Genomic DNA, 16,664 nt, shown 5'->3' on the forward strand with positions numbered 1-16,664 from the left:
CCCTATTCCCCTACTCCCTGCGAGCATCATGCCTTACCAATCCCCAATTTCCCCCGGCCGTTCCTGGTACGAGGACACGGCGGGACCGAGGCCCGAATATCCCGGACTGGATGGCGACCGGACATGCGATGTCGTCATCATTGGTGGCGGCTTCACCGGGCTGTCGGCGGCGGCGCATCTGGCCAAGGCAGGCACCAATGTCGTACTGATCGACGCGTATCGCTTCGGCGATGGCGCCTCGGGACGCAATGGGGGGCAGCTCGGCACCGGCCAGCGCGCCTGGGCCGAGGACCTGGAAGCCGAGTATGGCTTGGCCCGCGCCAAGGCGCTGTTTGATCTTGCCGAAGAGGCCAAGGCGCATCTCCTCGAATTCACTGCCGCCAACCAGATCGATATCGACTATATGCCGGGCCAGCTCTCGGTGGCGCACAAGCCCCGCTATGTCGACGACTACAAGGCGCATGCCGAGATCATGGCGAGCCGTTTTGCCTACCCGCATATCTCGTTCATGGATGCCAAGGAGACGGCGGAGCGGTTGGGCTCGACCGCCTATTTCGGCGGCACGCGCGATACCGGCACAGGGCACATCCATCCGATGAAGCTGGTGATCGGCACGGCGCGGGTGGCAGCGCTTGCAGGCGCGCAGCTGTTCGAGGGGACGCCGTCGACCGGCATCATGTCCAGTGGTGGCAAGGTCAAGGTTTCTACACCGAGGGGGACGGTGACGGCGCAGAAATGCCTGATAGCGGTCAACGCCTATGGCGGCGCGCTCGAGCCGGTGAGTGCGGCGCACATCATGCCGATCGGTTCCTTCATCGGTGCGACCGTGCCTCTGGGAGCGCACTCGAACGTTTTGCCGGGCGGCGAGGCGGTCGACGATTCCCGCTTCGTCGTGCGCTATTTCCGCAGATCGAAGGACGGGCGGCTGCTGTTTGGCGGACGCGAGGTTTATGGCGTCAACGATCCGAAGGATATCCACATTCACATCCGCCGCCAGATCGCGGAACTCTACCCCGCACTCAGGGATGTCGAGATCACGCATGGGTGGGGCGGCTATGTCGGCATCACTGTGCCGAGAAAGCCTTTCGTGCGCGAAGTGATGCCCAATGTGATCTCGGCCGGCGGCTATTCCGGCCACGGCGTCATGCTGTCGAACTATTTCGGTAAACTCTATGCTGAAACCGTTGCCGGCAACCGCGACCGGCTGAAGCTGATCGAGGATCTGAAAATCCCGCCGTTCCCCGGCGGCCGGCGCTTCCGCACGCCGCTGCTGTTCCTGGCGCTCAACTGGTTTGCGTTGAGGGACAGGATCTAGCCGACCGACCTGATGTAATATTGTAATATTCATTGTAACATTTGTTGCCCGTGCGACGCATTGCGCAATTTCCCGCAAAGGCGCAGAATCCCCTATAATGGCGTAGTGATGCCACAATCGCAGGCGAAAGCTGCCGGTTCTGGGCGATTGTTCGGGGATTGTTGCGGGACTGCCCGCGTTGTTTTTGGGACCTATGCGGATCAGACGCCGGACTTCCGGCACCGACTGAAAGAACGTCGGCCCGCTTATGGAGGTGGCAAGAGTGAGAGAGCCCTTCAGTTTCGGTACGCCGGAACGTCGGCGCTTTGCCATGCAGTTCGGATACGACATGCGGCCGTCCTTCTGGCAGGAAGTCCGTTCGAACTCGCATCTGGTGATCGCCGCGATCGGCACCGCCGCGTTGCTTAGCGTCGCCGCCGTGGCGCTGTGGCTGGCATTGCCGGCCAGCGACAGGCAAGCGGCAGCGAGCCCCGAGCAGACCATTCCAACGGTTCCGGTGAAGACGACGAAAATAACCCCGGTTGGGGCCGCGGTCGCCGCGGCAGCCGTGCCGCAGGCGCGCAAGTCCGACGCAATTCCAACTACCGTGGCGGCCGCGCAAACCAACCTCCCCGCACTTGCCGCCAATGACCCGCGCTGGACCGGTTCCCAGCCGAAGGACGCAACCACGTCCGATTCGACCGCTCCCAAGGCAGCGGACAAGCAAGCGGCGGCATTCGCACAGCCGGCAGCCGCTACCGATGCCGCCACCGAACTCGCCAAGGTAGCCGCGCCCAGCGCAGCCGCGGGCAACCACCCCGACGGCGCACAAACCGCCGCCATCCCCGCGGTGCAGCCGCAATCGCCGGCTCAAGAGCCAGCGGCAGAGGGGGATGACAGCCAAGCCAAGGCGAAGCCAAGGAAAGCCGCAGCCGCCGGAACAGGGCGCATCCTGAGGGCCGTGACCATGCGAAGCGGCCCGAAGAAAAATGCCGCCGCCATCGGTACGGTGCCAGCCAAAACCTCGGTGCAGGTGAAGAGCTGCAAGCAATGGTGCCAGATCACCTACAACGGCAAGACCGGCTGGGTCTACAAGAGTTACATCAAGACCGGCGCGTGACGCCTGGCACTTTCAGATGCAGCGGCCGCCATCGACCTCCAGCGCCACGCCGGTGATGAAGGCGGCTTCGTCCGAGGCCAGCCAGAGTGCGGCATTGGCGATGTCGAGCGGCGTCGAAAGCCGGCCGAGCGGGATCGATGCGCGGAACTTCTCGCGGATTTCGGGCGTGTCGGCGCCCATGAATTTCTCCAGCATGCTGGTCTCGCCGGCAACCGGGCAGAGGCAGTTGACGCGGATGTTCTTCGGCGCCAGTTCGACCGCCATCGACTTGGTGGCGGTGATCGCCCAGCCTTTCGACGCGTTGTACCAGGTGAGGCCGGGGCGCGGCCGTAGACCCGCGGTGGAGGCCGTGGTCAGGATGACGCCGCCGCCCTGCCGCTCCATGATCGGCACCACGGCGAGTGCCGCGTGATAGATCGCCTTCATGTTGACTGATGTTATCAGGTCGAAGGTGTCCTCGTCGACATTGAGCATGTCGCCGTTGCGATGGGTATAGCCGGCATTGTTGACCATGATGTCGATGCGGCCGAAGGCGCTTTTGGCGGCATAGACCATCTCGTCGAATTCGGAGCGCAGCGAGACATCGGTCTGGGTCCAGATCGCCGCTTCTCCGATCTCACCGGCGACGCGTTCCGCGCCCCTGGCGTTGAGGTCGGCGACAACGACCCTGGCGCCCTCCTGCGCAAAGCGCCTGGCGATGCCCTCGCCAAAACCCGACGCAGCACCGGTGATGATCGCAACCTTGTTTTCCAGACGCATGTTTTTTCCGCTCACTATTGGTGACGATCAACGGGCACGTCATTGGCGCTCATCCGCGCAAAGCCACGGCTTCTGACTGGATTGGCCGAAAGATGTGGAGCCATCGCTGATTTCTCCTTTGGCTTTCGCGTCGATCCCGCTCTATGCTGCAACTGCGAAGGCTTCCGGAGCCGCGCCTTCGACAAGCCTCCGGGTCATCGGACTGTCAAGGGGCAGGCGCATACACCCAGATGTGACACCATGGCACTGGAAAATTTAAATCGATTAGATTATATCAGCCGCGTCACAGCGACCGGCGTCAAAGCGGACAGACCATGACCAGCCAGATCATCCCCGTCGAGCCTTTCGACTTCATCATTTTCGGCGGCACCGGCGATCTGTCGGAACGCAAGCTTCTGCCGTCGCTTTATTATCGCCAGCGCGACCATCAGTTTTCGGAGCCGACACGCATCATCGGCACATCGCGCTCGAAAATGAGCGACGAAGAATTCCAGGCCTTCGCCAAACAGGCGATCTCCGAGCACGTCAAACCGGCCGACATCGACGCCAAGGAACTGAAGACTTTCCTGGCGCGACTATCCTACGTCTCGGCCGATGCGACGAACGGCGCCGGATTCGACAAGCTCAAGAAGGCGATCGGCGACAGCGACCGCATCCGCGCCTTCTACCTTGCGGTGGCGCCGGCGCTGTTCGGCGACATCTCGCACAAGCTGAAAGAGCACAATCTGATCACGCCGAACTCGCGCATCGTGCTGGAAAAGCCGATCGGCCGCGACCTCGATTCGGCACGTAAGCTCAACGACCTGGTCGGCGACGACTTCCACGAAAGCCAGATCTTCCGCATCGACCATTATCTCGGCAAGGAGACGGTGCAGAACCTGATGGCGCTGCGCTTCGCCAACGCGCTCTACGAGCCGTTGTGGAACTCAGCCCATATCGACCATGTCCAGATCACCGTGGCCGAGACCGTCGGTCTGGAGGACCGCGTCACCTATTACGACAAGGCCGGCGCGCTGCGCGACATGGTGCAGAACCATATGCTGCAGCTGCTGTGTCTCGTCGCCATGGAAGCGCCATCGTCGATGGATGCCGACGCCGTGCGCGACGAAAAGCTGAAGGTGCTGCGGGCACTGAAGCGCATCAACGGCAACGAGGCGCCGAAGCACACCGTGCGCGGGCAGTATCGCGCCGGGGCTTCGGCCGGCGGACCGGTGAAAGGCTATGTCGAGGAACTCGGCAAGGACAGCAACACCGAAACCTTCGTCGCCATCAAGGCCGAGATCGGCAATTGGCGCTGGTCGGGCGTTCCGTTCTATCTCCGCACCGGCAAACGGCTGGCGACGCGGGTTTCGGAAATCGTCATCGAATTCAAGCCGATCCCGCATTCGATCTTCGGCGACAGCGCCGGACCGATCTTCGCCAACCAGCTTGTCATCCGGCTGCAGCCGGACGAAGGCGTCAAGCAGTTCATCATGATCAAGGATCCGGGCCCGGGCGGCATGCGTCTGCGCCAGATCTCGCTCGACATGAGTTTCGCACAGTCCTTCGACGGCCGCGCACCGGACGCTTATGAGCGGCTGATCATGGACGTCATCCGTGGCAACCAGACCCTGTTCATGCGCCGTGACGAAGTCGAGGCGGCGTGGAAATGGATCGACCCGATCCAGAATGCCTGGGAAAGTGCCAGGCAGGAGGCGCAGGGCTACACGGCGGGCACCTGGGGCCCATCGGCCTCGATAGCACTGATCGAGCGTGACGGGCGGACATGGCACGAGAGCAATTGAACAGCGCCGCCTATGACTGGAACGGCTTCGCCGGGCGCCAGGAACTGGCGGCCGCCCTTGCCGGTCATGCTGCAGGCAGACTGACCAAGGCGATCGCCGAGCGCGGCACGGGGTTGCTCGCCGTCTCCGGCGGCACCACGCCGGCAAAATTCTTCGCCGCCCTTTCAGCGATACCCATCGCCTGGGACAAGGTGATCGTGACGCTGGTCGACGAGCGTTTCGTGCCGGCCTCCTCGCCACGCTCCAATGCCGGGCTGGTGACCGCCAATCTGTTGCAGAACGCGGCCAAGGCGGCTCGTTTCGTGCCGCTCTATCACGAAGCCACCAGCATCGAGGATGCGGCCTCGTCCGATGATGCAGCGCTCCGGTCCTTGCCATGGCCGCTCGATGTCGTCGTGCTCGGCATGGGGCCGGACGGCCACACCGCCTCGTTCTTTCCCGATGCCGACGATCTGGCGACGCTGCTCGACCCGTCTTCCGACAGGATCGTGCTGCCGGTTCATGCGGCAAGTGCGGGCGAGCCGCGGCTGACCCTGTCGCTGGCGCGCATCGTCGAAGCCGGCTTCATCGCGCTGCACATAGAGGGTGAGGACAAGCGTACCGCCTTCGACGGCGCGGTTGCGCCCGGGCCGCGAAAGCCAATCCGTGCCGTGCTCGACGCAGCACATAAGCCCGTAGAGGTTTTCTGGGCCCCCTGAATCTCGATTTACTCTGGTCCCGGCAAACGGCGGGAGGATGTTTCCGGGACCTCGCCTGAAAGGACCGACCGCCATGACCGCCAGACGCGACATCGAAGCCATCACCGAACGTATCCGCCAGCGCTCAAAGCCAGGCCGCGAGCGTTATCTCGGCCGCATCGCCGAGGCATCGAACCGCACCGCCAACCGGGCTGTGCTGTCGTGCGGCAATCTCGCCCACGGCTTTGCGGTGTGCAGCCCCTCGGAAAAGCTCGCGCTTGGCGCCGACAAGGTGCCGAACCTCGGCATCATCACCTCCTACAACGACATGCTGTCGGCGCATCAGCCGTTCGAGACTTTCCCGGCGCTGATCAAGGACGCGGCCCGCGAGGCCGGCGGCATTGCCCAGGTGGCCGGCGGCGTGCCGGCGATGTGCGATGGCGTCACCCAGGGCCAGCCCGGCATGGAGCTGTCGCTGTTTTCGCGCGATGTCATCGCCATGGCAGCCGCGATCGGCCTGTCGCACAACATGTTCGACGCCGCCGTCTATCTCGGCGTCTGCGACAAGATCGTGCCGGGGCTGGTGATAGCCGCCCTCACCTTCGGCCATCTGCCGGCGGTGTTCATCCCGGCCGGACCGATGACGACCGGGCTGCCCAACGATGAAAAGGCCAAGGTCCGCCAGCTCTATGCCGAGGGCAAGGCCGGACGTGCCGAACTGCTGGAGGCCGAGTCCAAATCCTATCATGGGCCGGGCACCTGCACCTTCTACGGCACGGCGAATTCCAACCAGATGCTCATGGAGATCATGGGCCTGCACACGCCGGGCGCTTCCTTCGTCAATCCCGGCACGCCGCTGCGCGAGGCGTTGACCCGCGAGGCGACGAAGCGGGCGCTGGCGATCACCGCGCTCGGCAACGCCTATACGCCTGTCGGCCGGATGATCGACGAGCGCTCGATCGTCAACGGCGTCGTCGGCCTGCACGCCACCGGCGGCTCGACCAATCACACCATCCACCTCATCGCCATGGCGGCGGCGGCTGGCATCGCCATTACCTGGCAGGATATTTCCGATCTTTCGGAGGCCGTGCCGCTGCTGGCGCGGGTCTATCCAAACGGCCTTGCTGACGTGAACCATTTCCACGCCGCAGGCGGGCTCGGCTTCCTGATCCGCGAACTGCTCGACGAAGGCATCCTGCATGAGGATGTGCAGACGGTGTGGGGCGAAGGGCTGCGGCCTTATGCGGTCGAGGCAAAGCTCGGCGCCGACGGAGGCGTGGTGCGCGAGGCTTCGCCGAAGGCAAGCGGCGACGAAAAGGTGCTGGCGCCGTTCAACAAGGCATTCCAGGCGACCGGCGGTCTGAAGGTGCTGTCAGGCAATCTCGGCCACGCCGTCATCAAGACTTCCGCGGTGAAGCCGGAGCGGCGTATCATCGAGGCGCCGGCCAGGGTCTTCGACAGCCAGCAAGGGCTGAACGATGCGTTCAAGGCAGGCACGCTGACCGGTGATTTCATCGCCGTCATCCGCTTCCAGGGGCCGAAGGCCAATGGCATGCCGGAACTGCACAAGCTGACCACCGTGCTCGGCATCCTGCAGGATCGCGGCCAGCGCGTCGCGCTGGTCACCGACGGGCGCATGTCTGGCGCCTCCGGCAAGGTGCCGGCGGCGATCCATGTGACGCCGGAGGCGGTCGAGGAGGGTCCTATCGCCAGGATCCATGAAGGCGACATCATCCGGCTCGACGCCGAAGCCGGCACACTCGAAGTCCTGGTGCCGGCCGGGGAGTTCGCCTTGCGCCGAACGGCGGATGCCGATCTCATCGGCAACGAGTTCGGCTTCGGCCGCGAACTGTTTGCCGGCTTCCGGCAATTGGTCGGCCGCGCCGACCATGGCGCCAGCGCCTTCGGCACCGCTTGACGGCAGTTCTGCGTCGTTCATGAAAAAGGGCGGCACATGGCCGCCCTCTTGCGGTTGTGCCTACGATTCTATTGCACGGTTAGCTCGGCTCGCTCGCCGGCCTTGACCGTCACGTTGCCTTCTTTCGAACTGTTGTCGGATTTCTCCGAAACGACGGCGTAGTCGCCCGCCGGGATCGCTGCCTGATACTTCTGGTCGAATGCATAGCCAAGCGACTTGCGGTTGCCGTTGATGTCCTTCTTGGCCTCGAAAATCTCGATCTTCGAGGCTCCGGGCGCGGTGATCGCCAGCACGCCGGCATTCATTGCGACCTTCAGATCCTGAAATTCGCCGACCTTGACAGTGAACGGCTGCTCGACGACGGCGAGATCAACCGTCGCAATCAACACATAGTCATCGGGCGGCAGATCGAATTTGCTGTCGGGTCCGTAGGCATAGGTCACCTCGTCCCTGGTTCCATCGATCTTCTTTTTTGCCTTGAGCACCTTGAAGCCGATGCCTGAACCGTCCGCCTTGTCGCCGCCCGCAGCATAGTAAGCATTGGCAACGACATGGCCAACACCGGCAACCATGTCCTTTTCCACGGTCTTGCCGGCAGCCAGCGGAATCGTCTCGGTAGCCACGCCCTGCCCGATCGTGACAGTCACCTTCTGGTCGCCGGCCGGCAACACGGCTTTCGTCGTCCCATAAAAGGTGGCGGGCATGTCAGCACCAGGATAGTCGATGACGACAGCCGCGCCATCGACGACATCCGCCGCCGCGCTCGGTCGCGGGTGGATGATGAGCGTGCCGGCATTCAAGTTGAAAAGCGGCTTGTAGACCTGGCCGGCCTCGATCTTGACCTTCTGCTCGGTCTTGGCCTGGCCGTCACTGGCCACGACGATATAGTCGCCCGGTTCCAGATTGGCCTTGTAGGCGCCGTATTCGGTGCTGACGTAGTCGCCGCGCGTACCGTCGGGTTTGGCCTTGTAGATTTCCCAGGCGTTGCCGTCAGTGACGGGATCGCCGCCCTCGGCAAGCACCGCTGTCGGCAGGAAATTGAATTCCGGTTTGGCCGGCTCCGGCACCTGCGCCAGCGCCCGCGCCGGAGCCGGTTCAGGAGCAGGCGCCGCCACTGTCTCGGCAAGCGCCTCCTGCAACGCCTTCTCGTCGGAGGCCTGGATGTACTTGCCGCCGGTGTTGTCGGCGAGGCAGGCGATCTGCCGGCCCTCATCGGCGGTCAGGCCGAAGCCGACGACATCGGCAGTGAAGTCGACGCCGGATGCCTCGAGCTCCTTGCCAAGCGCGCAAGGGTCGCCCCCGCATGTTTCGAGCCCGTCGGTGATGAGCACGACGGTCGCCTTGTCCTCGGTGTATTTCAACGCCTCGGCCGCCTGCTTGACGGCAGCGGTCAGCGGCGTCTTGCCGAGGAATTTCAGGCTGTCGGCAGCGGCCGAAATGGCGCTGCCCGAACCTGCCTGCGGCGGCACGATCAGCTGGATGTCGTCGCAGCTGCCCTTTTCACGGTGGCCATAGGCCATAAAGCCGATGTCGTCGTCGGTGGGGACCGATTGAAGCACGGTTCGAAGCGACTCTCGGGCGATTTCGAGCTTGGGCTTGCCGTCGATCTGCGCCCACATCGAGCCGGACGCATCGAGAATGATGATGACCTTGTTTGCGGCGAAGCCGAACGTCGTCATCGACAAAAGGAGGATCGCCGCAGCGACGCCTCGTGCAAGTCCCGCCATCGAAATCTCCTAAATCCGCCCCTGATCCGGGCGGCAAGCTATTTGACGCGGCGCCGGGACACAAGTCCGGGCAGCCAGGTGCGTCGGGCCCGAACCCAGCTTAACAAAAGTCGTGACGACAGCCAGTTCGGGGTGTCGGCAGTGCCGAGGGGCTTTCCATGATAGGAATTTTTTCTTGACTGGATGCACTCAGCTATGGTACATTTTTGCCTATGGTGCTGATTTGCGCCGGTGACCCGCCGCTCAGGCGGGTTTCGTTTGATGCACCCGTCAGCCAACGCGGCGGCGAAGGCTCCGAAAGAACCCGTTACCCGAATTCGCTACCCTGGCCCGATGCGCCGGGCCGAATGCCGAACTTTTCAGCGGAAGCGGAATTCAGTAGGTCGTGCGGCGCTCTTCCGAGGGCGGCCTGCCGAATTGCAGCCGGTAGCTCTGGGCGAAGTAGGAATGCGAGGTGAAGCCGGTCGCTATCGCCACATCGAGGATCGGCATGTTGGTCTGGCGCAGCAGTTCGCGCGCCCGCTCCAGCCGCAACCGCATATAGTAACGGCCGGGGGTGACGCTGAGGTGGCGCAGGAACAGGCGCTCGACCTGGCGCACCGAAAGGCCGGCGGATTTGGCCAGCTGTACCGCCGACAGCGGCTCGTCGAGGTGGTCGGCCATCAGTTCGACGATGCGCCTGAGCTTCTCCGACTTGCCGGTCAGGTCGCGTTCCGGTCCGACGCGCTGGCGGTCGCCGGCCGAGCGGATGCGTTCGTGCTGGAACTGGTTGGCGACGCCATTGGCGAGGTTCGAGCCGAAATCGCCGCGCACGATCTCCAGCATCAGGTCGATCGAAGTGGTGCCGCCGGCGCAGGTGTAGCGCTTGCGGTCGATCTCGAAGACATTGCCGGTGCAGTTGATGTCGGGGAAGCGTTCGACGAAGCCGGCGCGATTTTCCCAATGGATGGTGCAGCGATAGCCTTCAAGCTGGCCGGCCTCGGCCAGCAGGTAGGAGCCGACCGACAGGGCACCCAGCGCATTGCCGCGCCGACCCCAGCTGCGCAGTGCCGCCAGCACCTTGCTCTTGCCGGGAAATTCCGTCGTCAGCCCGACCGAGACGAAAAGGATATCGACCGGCGGCAGGTCGGCAACGGCGTAGTCGATCTTGAGCGGCAGGCCATTGGAAGCCATCACCGGATCGCCATCGGCCGACACCGTCGTCCAACCGTAGAAGTCGCGGCCAAGCAACCGGTTCGCCGACCGGAACGTATCGATCGCGGCAGCCAGCGAGAACATGGAGAACTTGTCTACCAGCAGGAATGCGAACTGCCGCCCGCCTTGAACGGGGTCCGTGATGACCGGCCGTTCTGAGGGAACACTGGAGTTCGGCAAAGCTGCGGCTTTCTGGCGGGTCAGAAGGACGGCCGTTTCAATCCGGCCGCTAGGTAGGCCGAGGCTAACGTATTGGCCATCAGCATGGCAATGGTCATCGGCCCGACACCGCCGGGAACCGGCGTGATGGCGCCGGCGGCCTTAGCCGCTTCGGCATAGGCGACATCGCCGACGAGGCGGGACTTGCCCTCGCCCTTTTCCGGCGCCGGAATGCGGTTGATGCCGACATCGATGACGGTGGCGCCGGGCTTCACCCAATCACCCCTGATCATCTCCGGCCTGCCGACGGCCGCGACAAGGATATCGGCGGTGCGGGCCAAGGCGGGCAGATCCCTGGTGCGGCTGTGGGCGATGGTGACGGTGCAGTTGGCGGCAAGCAGCAGGTTGGCCATCGGCTTGCCGACGATGTTGGAGCGGCCGACGACGACGGCGTTGAGGCCGGACAGGTCCTTGCCGCGCACCCGCTCGATCAGAAGCATAGAGCCGGCCGGCGTGCAAGGCACGAAGGCTGTCTCGAGTTCACCGGTGCCGAGCTTGCCGACATTGATGAAATGGAAGCCGTCGACATCCTTTTCCGGCGCGATGGTCTGGATGATCTTGCCGGCGTCGATATGGGCCGGCAGCGGAAGCTGCACGAGGATGCCGTTGATGGCCGGATCGGCGTTGAGATCGCCGATGATTTTCAGCAACGCCGGTTCCGAGGTTTCGGCCGGCAGCGTGTGCTGGACGGAATGAAAGCCGCATTCCTTGGCGGTGCGCGACTTGGACGCGACATAGACCTGGCTGGCCGGATCCTCGCCGACGATAACCACGGCAAGACCCGGCTTGGCCTGGCCCTTGGCGACAAGCTCAGCCGTCAGGGTCTTGACCGACCCCACAACGTCGCCGGCAACGCTCTTGCCATCAATCACTTCGGCCATGGACTACCCTCAACACCAGAATGCCCAAGCGCGTCGCTTGCGGAAGCGACGCGCTTTTCGATCTTTCACAGCGTGGCATTTTCACGAAAATTCCAACATGCAATCCCGCCAAAGCGCCGTCCCATGCCGTTTACGCGAAACCGGCATGTTTTTGTACGGCACAGCGCAGATTTTTGTGGCTCAGAAGTAGCGACGCCGCACGCGGCTCTCGGTCAGTTCGCGAACCGCTTCGCGGAATTCGCGCAGGCTGGCGCGGATTTCCTCGATTGGCGCTTGCTGCTCGGCATCCTCCGCGGCCCGCGACGGCTCCGCCGGTCGCTGATGAGGCTGAGGCGCCTGCTGTTGCGGGAGGGGCGGCTGTGGATAGGACTCGGAAGCAGGCTGAGCCGGATCGGGCTGCTGCCCCGCATTGGCGGCCGGCATCGATCGCGGATAGGGATAGGCCGGCGGCTGTGCGTAGCCCAAAGGCTGCGCGTAGGGATAGAGCTGCGGCCCGGAATATGGCCGCTGCTGCACCATGGGAGGCGGCCGTGGCGGCTGCGCCGTCTGCTGCGGATGGCCGCCGGGCTGGAAAAGCGGCGCCGGGTATGCTGTCGCGGCCGCCTGCCGAGGCTCGAAGGCCGGTGCCGACTGGGGATAAGCGCGGTATTGCGGATCCTGCATTGACCCCCCGTTTTCGGCAGAAGCCCATTCAACGGTATCGAACGGCTCCTCCCTGGACGGCCTGCGGGAGACGGACTTGTGCAGCCTCGACAGCAAGGCGCCGATCCGGCCGGGACCTTCGGCCGGCGAGACCTCGGCTTGCTGGACAGGTGGTGGCGCGGCCGGCGGTGGTGATGCAGGCGGGGGTGTCGATGGCTGCGGCGCAGGTGGTTGTGGCGGCGCCGGCGGCGGCGCTGCCCGATATGCCTTGTCTTCGTAAGGCGTCCGGCGTTCGTCCGTGCCATGGTCGCGACGCGAGCGCGAATTGGCGGTGTCGCGCAGGCTCTCATAGGCGCCACGCATGGCTCCGAGGCCAATGCCGGAGGCGAAACCCAGCAACAGGCTGGCAAGCGCGACCACGACCCGCGACGGCCCGTTCGGCTCGAGCGGCGCGAAGGCCTTCGAGATCACATTGATGTTGGCTGTGTTGATGTCCTTCTGCTCGCCGGTCTCCTTGGCGCGCAGCAGATACTGTTCGTAGACGGAACGCTTGGCGGTGGCCTCGCGCTCCAGTTCGCGCATCGACACGAGGTCGCTGTTGACGTCGCCGCTGCGGACCTTCAGCTGCGCCAGGCGAGAGGCAAGATCCTGTTCGAGCTGGACCGCGCGCTTGAGGTCGACCTGCAGCGACGAGCCGATGCGGCGCAGCTCCGAGGCGATGCGGTCGCGTGCGCCGGCAAGCTGGGCATTGAGCGCCTGGAGTTCGGGATGACGCGGGCCGAACCGAATGGCGGCGCGGTCAGCCTCCTGCTTGAGCGATGCATATTGCGAACGCAGATCGCTCATCGAGTTGGAGTTGATCTCCTCCGGCAAGGTGCCGGTGAGAACCGAATTGACGTCGACCGAACGCGCCGAGGCCGCCCGGGCATTCAGCTCCAGCGTGCGGGCGCGGGCAACCGACAGCTGCTCGTTGAGTTTCAGCATTTCGTCATCGCTGATGAGGTGGCCCTGCGCGTCGACAAGGTCGTGCGTGGCCCTGAAATCCTCGACCTTGCGCTCGGCCGCCTCGACCCCCTTGCGCAACTCGTCAAGCCTGGCCGTCAGTTCGTCGGTGGCGCGGCCTGCGGTGTCCGACTGTATCTGGCCGAAGGTCTGCAGGAAGACATCCGTCATCGTGTTGGCGATGAGGGCCGATTTCTCGCCATTCTGCGTGGTGGCGCTGACGGTGATGACGAAGGTCTTGCCGCCGCGCTCGACCGAAAGGCTCTCGGCCAGATTGCCGACAGCAAGCGCGCGGCGGCGGCTGTCGTCGACACCCCCCGGCCCGTCATTGCGCGACAGGACGGAGCGGATGAGCGACATGATGCTAAGGCCGCCGCCGCCTTGCCCATTGAATTCGGGGTCGTTGACCAGATTGAGCTTGTCGACGACCTTGTTGAGAACGGTGCCTGAGGTCAGCACCCGAACCTGGTTCTCGACGATGGCCAGCGTGGCATCGGAAGCGACGACCGACTGGGTGAGGTCGCGATCGGTTAGCTTCAGATCGCGCGGGTCGACGATCAGTTCGGTGGTGGCTTCATATTTCTTCGGCGTCGACAGCGCGATGGTGACGCCGAGCGCAGCGCCCAGTAGTGTCGTCGTCACGATCAGCAGCTTCGACTTGCCGACACCGCGCACAACCTGCATCGGGTCGATCAGCGGCTTCCACTGCTGGCTGTCCATGCCGTCGTTTCGGGATACCGACGCATCGCCTGCAGCGTAAGGCTCCGATGCATGATCGGCGCGCCGGGCGCCGGCGGTTTCGGCGGCACCAATTTGTGTCCGTGGCGTCGTTTGCGCGCGATATGATGACGAAGCTTGCTCATGATCCCCGTCGGTGGCGACCGGATCCGACAGTTTCGGGTTGCGCGCCTCGCGCTGCGAACGGGCGAGGCGATGACGGGTGGCGGCATCCTCGCGCCATGACGGGTCTGCCCGGTCGCCTATCGAGACCAGGGACGCGTCGGGTTCGTCGCCGCGCACAGCCTGGCCAAGCGCCAGCAATGAGCGCTCGCGCTTCCAGTCCTCGCGGTTTTCCCTGTCGACCATCGTCTGGAACTTTACCTTTGGCGACCTGCAAACGGCGCTTGGCCATTCGTTAAGCCACGCTAAACAGGCATGGAAAACAAAAGGTTAATTTTCCCGCACCGAAGCGTCGGTTTCTCGCTTCGGTTGCATCTATTTTCGACACAGGCTCAGCCTCCAGAACGGCACGTTAAGTTTTCCCGCCTAGGCTCTCCTTGAGACATGACGCAGGCCAGTGACATACCGCAAAGGCGGCCCCTCGCCCGGATCGGCAGCTTTTTGGCCGAACGACGGGGGCTGCTTCGCGACTATTTCTCGGCGATCAGCGGCGCCGGCGGGCGACTGGTGTTTTCGCTGGCCTATTTCATCGCGCTGGCCAACACGCTGTCCATTTCCGAATTCGGCATGTTCGCCACCGCTTCGGCGGCCGGTGTCATGCTGTCGCGCATCCTCGCCTTCGGGTTCATCTCGGCGCTCTACCGCACCGCCACCATCCGCCCCAATCTGATCGGCACCTTCTCCGCCGGCTTCCTGCTGCTCGGCGTGCTGTCGCTGCCGTTGCTGGCCGCGGCCTCGTTCGGCGTCTACCTGCTTTTCTTCGCCGACACCGTGCCGCTGTCGGTGTTTGCGGCAATCGTCTTTGCCGAAGCGCTGCTGTGGCGGCCGGTCGAGGTGGCGCTGATCGTCAACAATGGCCTGGGCAAATTCGGCCGCGCCGCGCTGCTGGCTATCCTGGCGACCGCGTTGCGGGCGCTTGGCGCGGTGCTGTTCATGTTCTCTGCGCATCACAGTGTCTGGATATGGTCGTGGTTCTATATCGGCGCCAATGCCGCCTCGCTGCTGATTGCCTTCGGCTTCTTCTACCCCCGCCAGCGGTTGCGGCTGCGCATCGAGCTCTATCTCAGGCGATTGGCCGATTCTGTCTACGTGGCCGGCGCCGAAGTGCTGTTCTACCTGCAGATGGAGTTCGACAAGCTGCTGGTGCTGGCGATCGGCGGCCCGCATCTGGCTGGCATCTACGCCATCATTATGCGGCTGGTAGACCTGACCGCCATTCCGATCCGCACCTTCTCGATGATGCTGGTGCAGCGCATGATGCGCGCACCGGAACTGTTGTCACGGCTGGCGGTCAAGAGCGGCATCGAAGGCGGTGTGTTCGCGGTCTCCACGGCAGCGCTGCTGACGCTTGGCATCGTGCTGCATTTCTTCCCCAATGCGCTCGGCAAGAATGTCGCCGAGGCCGCGCCGCTGGTGGTGCTGGCGATCTGCGTGCCTGGCTTGCGCAATCTGGTCGAATATCAGGCCGAGCTTTTGTTCGCGCGCGGCCAGACGCTGGTGCGGGCGCTCAATCTCGGTCTGCTCGCCGCACTGAAGGCGCTGCTTTTGACCTATGTGCTGACGACCATCCTCGACACGCCGAACCTGGTGCTGTCGCTCAATGTCGTCTTCCTGCTTTTGTATCTCGCCTCGACGCTGCTCACCTATTCGGCGATGCGTAAACCGGCAAAGCCCATCTAATCCAGCCCGATCAAACGGCGGATGCGGCCGATATCGGTGCCGATGAAGGATTGCATGCCGATCGCCACCTGCTCCGGCGCCATGGCGGCAACGAAGCGGCGGAACTCGTCGTCCGACAGCGCCTCGCCGGTCCAGTGCACCCGGCAGAACTCCTCCGAACCGTGGAAGTGGCCGGCACCCTGTAGCAAATCGTCGACATAGCGGCCGTAGATCATGCATTCGGAGAATTTGCGCGCCGAGCCGACGACCTCGACCCAGTTGCGACCATGGACCTTCTCGATCTCGCCGCACATGGCCAGCACGGTGTCGCGCCGCCAGGCGATCAGCGTCGAGATGTAGTCGTGGACCGATGTCCGGGACGGATCGATGCCGAGTGCCGACCCCGCGTTGCGCGACCAGATGCGATGCTCCTCATGACCTTCGTCCGCCAGCACGCCGTCGCGGCGGAACAGCCGCGCCTTGCCGTCGCGCCAGAAGGCGGCGCAGTCGAAAGGTTTGAGGAAGGCAACATCGGAATCGCAGAAGATCAGCACATCTTGAGATGCATGCGCCGAGATGGCGATGCGACGCAATTGCTGCACGTGCCAGCCACGCAGCGGCTGGGTCTTCAGGCTGAGCCAGACGCGCCGGCGAAACAGGCTGAGCGGATCGTCAAATGCGTGCAGCCAGCGCGGCAGCAATTCACGCTCGTCGACGACCGTGCGGCGGCCGGTTTCCAATTGGCGAAACAGCCTGACGTCGCGATGTTCGACCAAGATGTAATGGTGCGCCGCGCCCGAAACGTGGCGATCAAGTGTCTCGCACAGCAGGCGGCAGCGCTCGAAGTCGGGCGCGTAGCTTGCCGTCACGATGGCCGCCGTCGGTGTC

The 16,664-nt window shown here is 64.0% G+C and carries 12 protein-coding genes; 6 read left to right on the plus strand and 6 right to left on the minus strand.

Annotated features, from left to right (window positions below; translation table 11 throughout):
• Positions 1-28 precede the first annotated feature (28 nt).
• A complete protein-coding gene (locus EN749_RS13690; protein ID WP_128363322.1) occupies positions 29-1,315 on the plus strand; it encodes an FAD-binding oxidoreductase in 1,287 nt (428 codons plus the stop codon).
• A gap of 262 nt (positions 1,316-1,577) precedes the next feature.
• Complete coding sequence (locus EN749_RS13695) at positions 1,578-2,414, plus strand: SH3 domain-containing protein (RefSeq protein ID WP_128363323.1); 837 nt, start codon at positions 1,578-1,580, stop codon at positions 2,412-2,414.
• Between the two features lie 12 nt (positions 2,415-2,426).
• On the opposite strand, the gene EN749_RS13700 is transcribed toward EN749_RS13695, so the two are convergent.
• A complete protein-coding gene (locus tag EN749_RS13700) occupies positions 2,427-3,173 on the minus strand; it encodes an SDR family oxidoreductase (RefSeq protein ID WP_128363324.1) in 747 nt (248 codons plus the stop codon).
• A gap of 314 nt (positions 3,174-3,487) precedes the next feature.
• On the opposite strand from EN749_RS13700, the gene zwf reads away from it, so the two are divergent.
• From zwf to edd, 3 genes are all read left to right on the plus strand, one after another.
• Positions 3,488-4,957, plus strand: coding sequence for a glucose-6-phosphate dehydrogenase (gene zwf / locus EN749_RS13705; protein WP_127382692.1), 1,470 nt, complete (start codon positions 3,488-3,490; stop codon positions 4,955-4,957).
• Complete coding sequence (pgl, locus tag EN749_RS13710) at positions 4,939-5,655, plus strand: 6-phosphogluconolactonase (RefSeq protein WP_128363325.1); 717 nt, start codon at positions 4,939-4,941, stop codon at positions 5,653-5,655. The genes zwf and pgl overlap by 19 nt, the downstream gene beginning before the upstream one ends.
• 73 nt (positions 5,656-5,728) lie before the next feature.
• On the plus strand, positions 5,729-7,552 hold the full coding sequence (gene edd / locus EN749_RS13715; RefSeq protein ID WP_128363326.1) for a phosphogluconate dehydratase: 1,824 nt from the start codon (positions 5,729-5,731) through the stop codon (positions 7,550-7,552).
• 68 nt (positions 7,553-7,620) lie between these two features.
• Here the strand turns inward: edd and EN749_RS13720 are convergent, their stop codons facing one another.
• The 4 genes from EN749_RS13720 to EN749_RS13735 all read right to left on the minus strand — a co-directional run bounded on the left by EN749_RS13720 (position 7,621) and on the right by EN749_RS13735 (position 14,303).
• Positions 7,621-9,279, minus strand: coding sequence for a VWA domain-containing protein (locus tag EN749_RS13720; protein WP_128363327.1), 1,659 nt, complete (start codon positions 9,277-9,279; stop codon positions 7,621-7,623).
• Positions 9,280-9,654: 375 nt separating this feature from the next.
• A complete protein-coding gene (locus EN749_RS13725; RefSeq protein ID WP_245491380.1) occupies positions 9,655-10,653 on the minus strand; it encodes a GlxA family transcriptional regulator in 999 nt (332 codons plus the stop codon).
• Positions 10,654-10,673: 20 nt separating this feature from the next.
• Positions 10,674-11,573, minus strand: a complete 900-nt coding sequence (gene folD / locus EN749_RS13730; protein WP_127269251.1) for a bifunctional methylenetetrahydrofolate dehydrogenase/methenyltetrahydrofolate cyclohydrolase FolD — start codon at positions 11,571-11,573, stop codon at positions 10,674-10,676.
• Positions 11,574-11,753: 180 nt separating this feature from the next.
• Positions 11,754-14,303, minus strand: a complete 2,550-nt coding sequence (locus tag EN749_RS13735; protein ID WP_128363328.1) for a GumC family protein — start codon at positions 14,301-14,303, stop codon at positions 11,754-11,756.
• A 198-nt stretch (positions 14,304-14,501) separates the two neighbouring features.
• Between EN749_RS13735 and EN749_RS13740 the strand changes: the two genes are divergently transcribed.
• Positions 14,502-15,797, plus strand: a complete 1,296-nt coding sequence (locus EN749_RS13740) for a lipopolysaccharide biosynthesis protein (RefSeq protein WP_127272343.1) — start codon at positions 14,502-14,504, stop codon at positions 15,795-15,797.
• Here EN749_RS13740 and EN749_RS13745 read toward each other — a convergent pair.
• Positions 15,794-16,664: DUF6492 family protein (locus tag EN749_RS13745; protein ID WP_245491381.1), on the minus strand; the 871-nt coding region annotated here is incomplete at its 5' end. The genes EN749_RS13740 and EN749_RS13745 overlap by 4 nt on opposite strands.

Origin of the sequence: Mesorhizobium sp. M7A.F.Ca.ET.027.02.1.1 (assembly GCF_004022985.1) — a bacterium.
Taxonomy (GTDB): domain Bacteria; phylum Pseudomonadota; class Alphaproteobacteria; order Rhizobiales; family Rhizobiaceae; genus Mesorhizobium.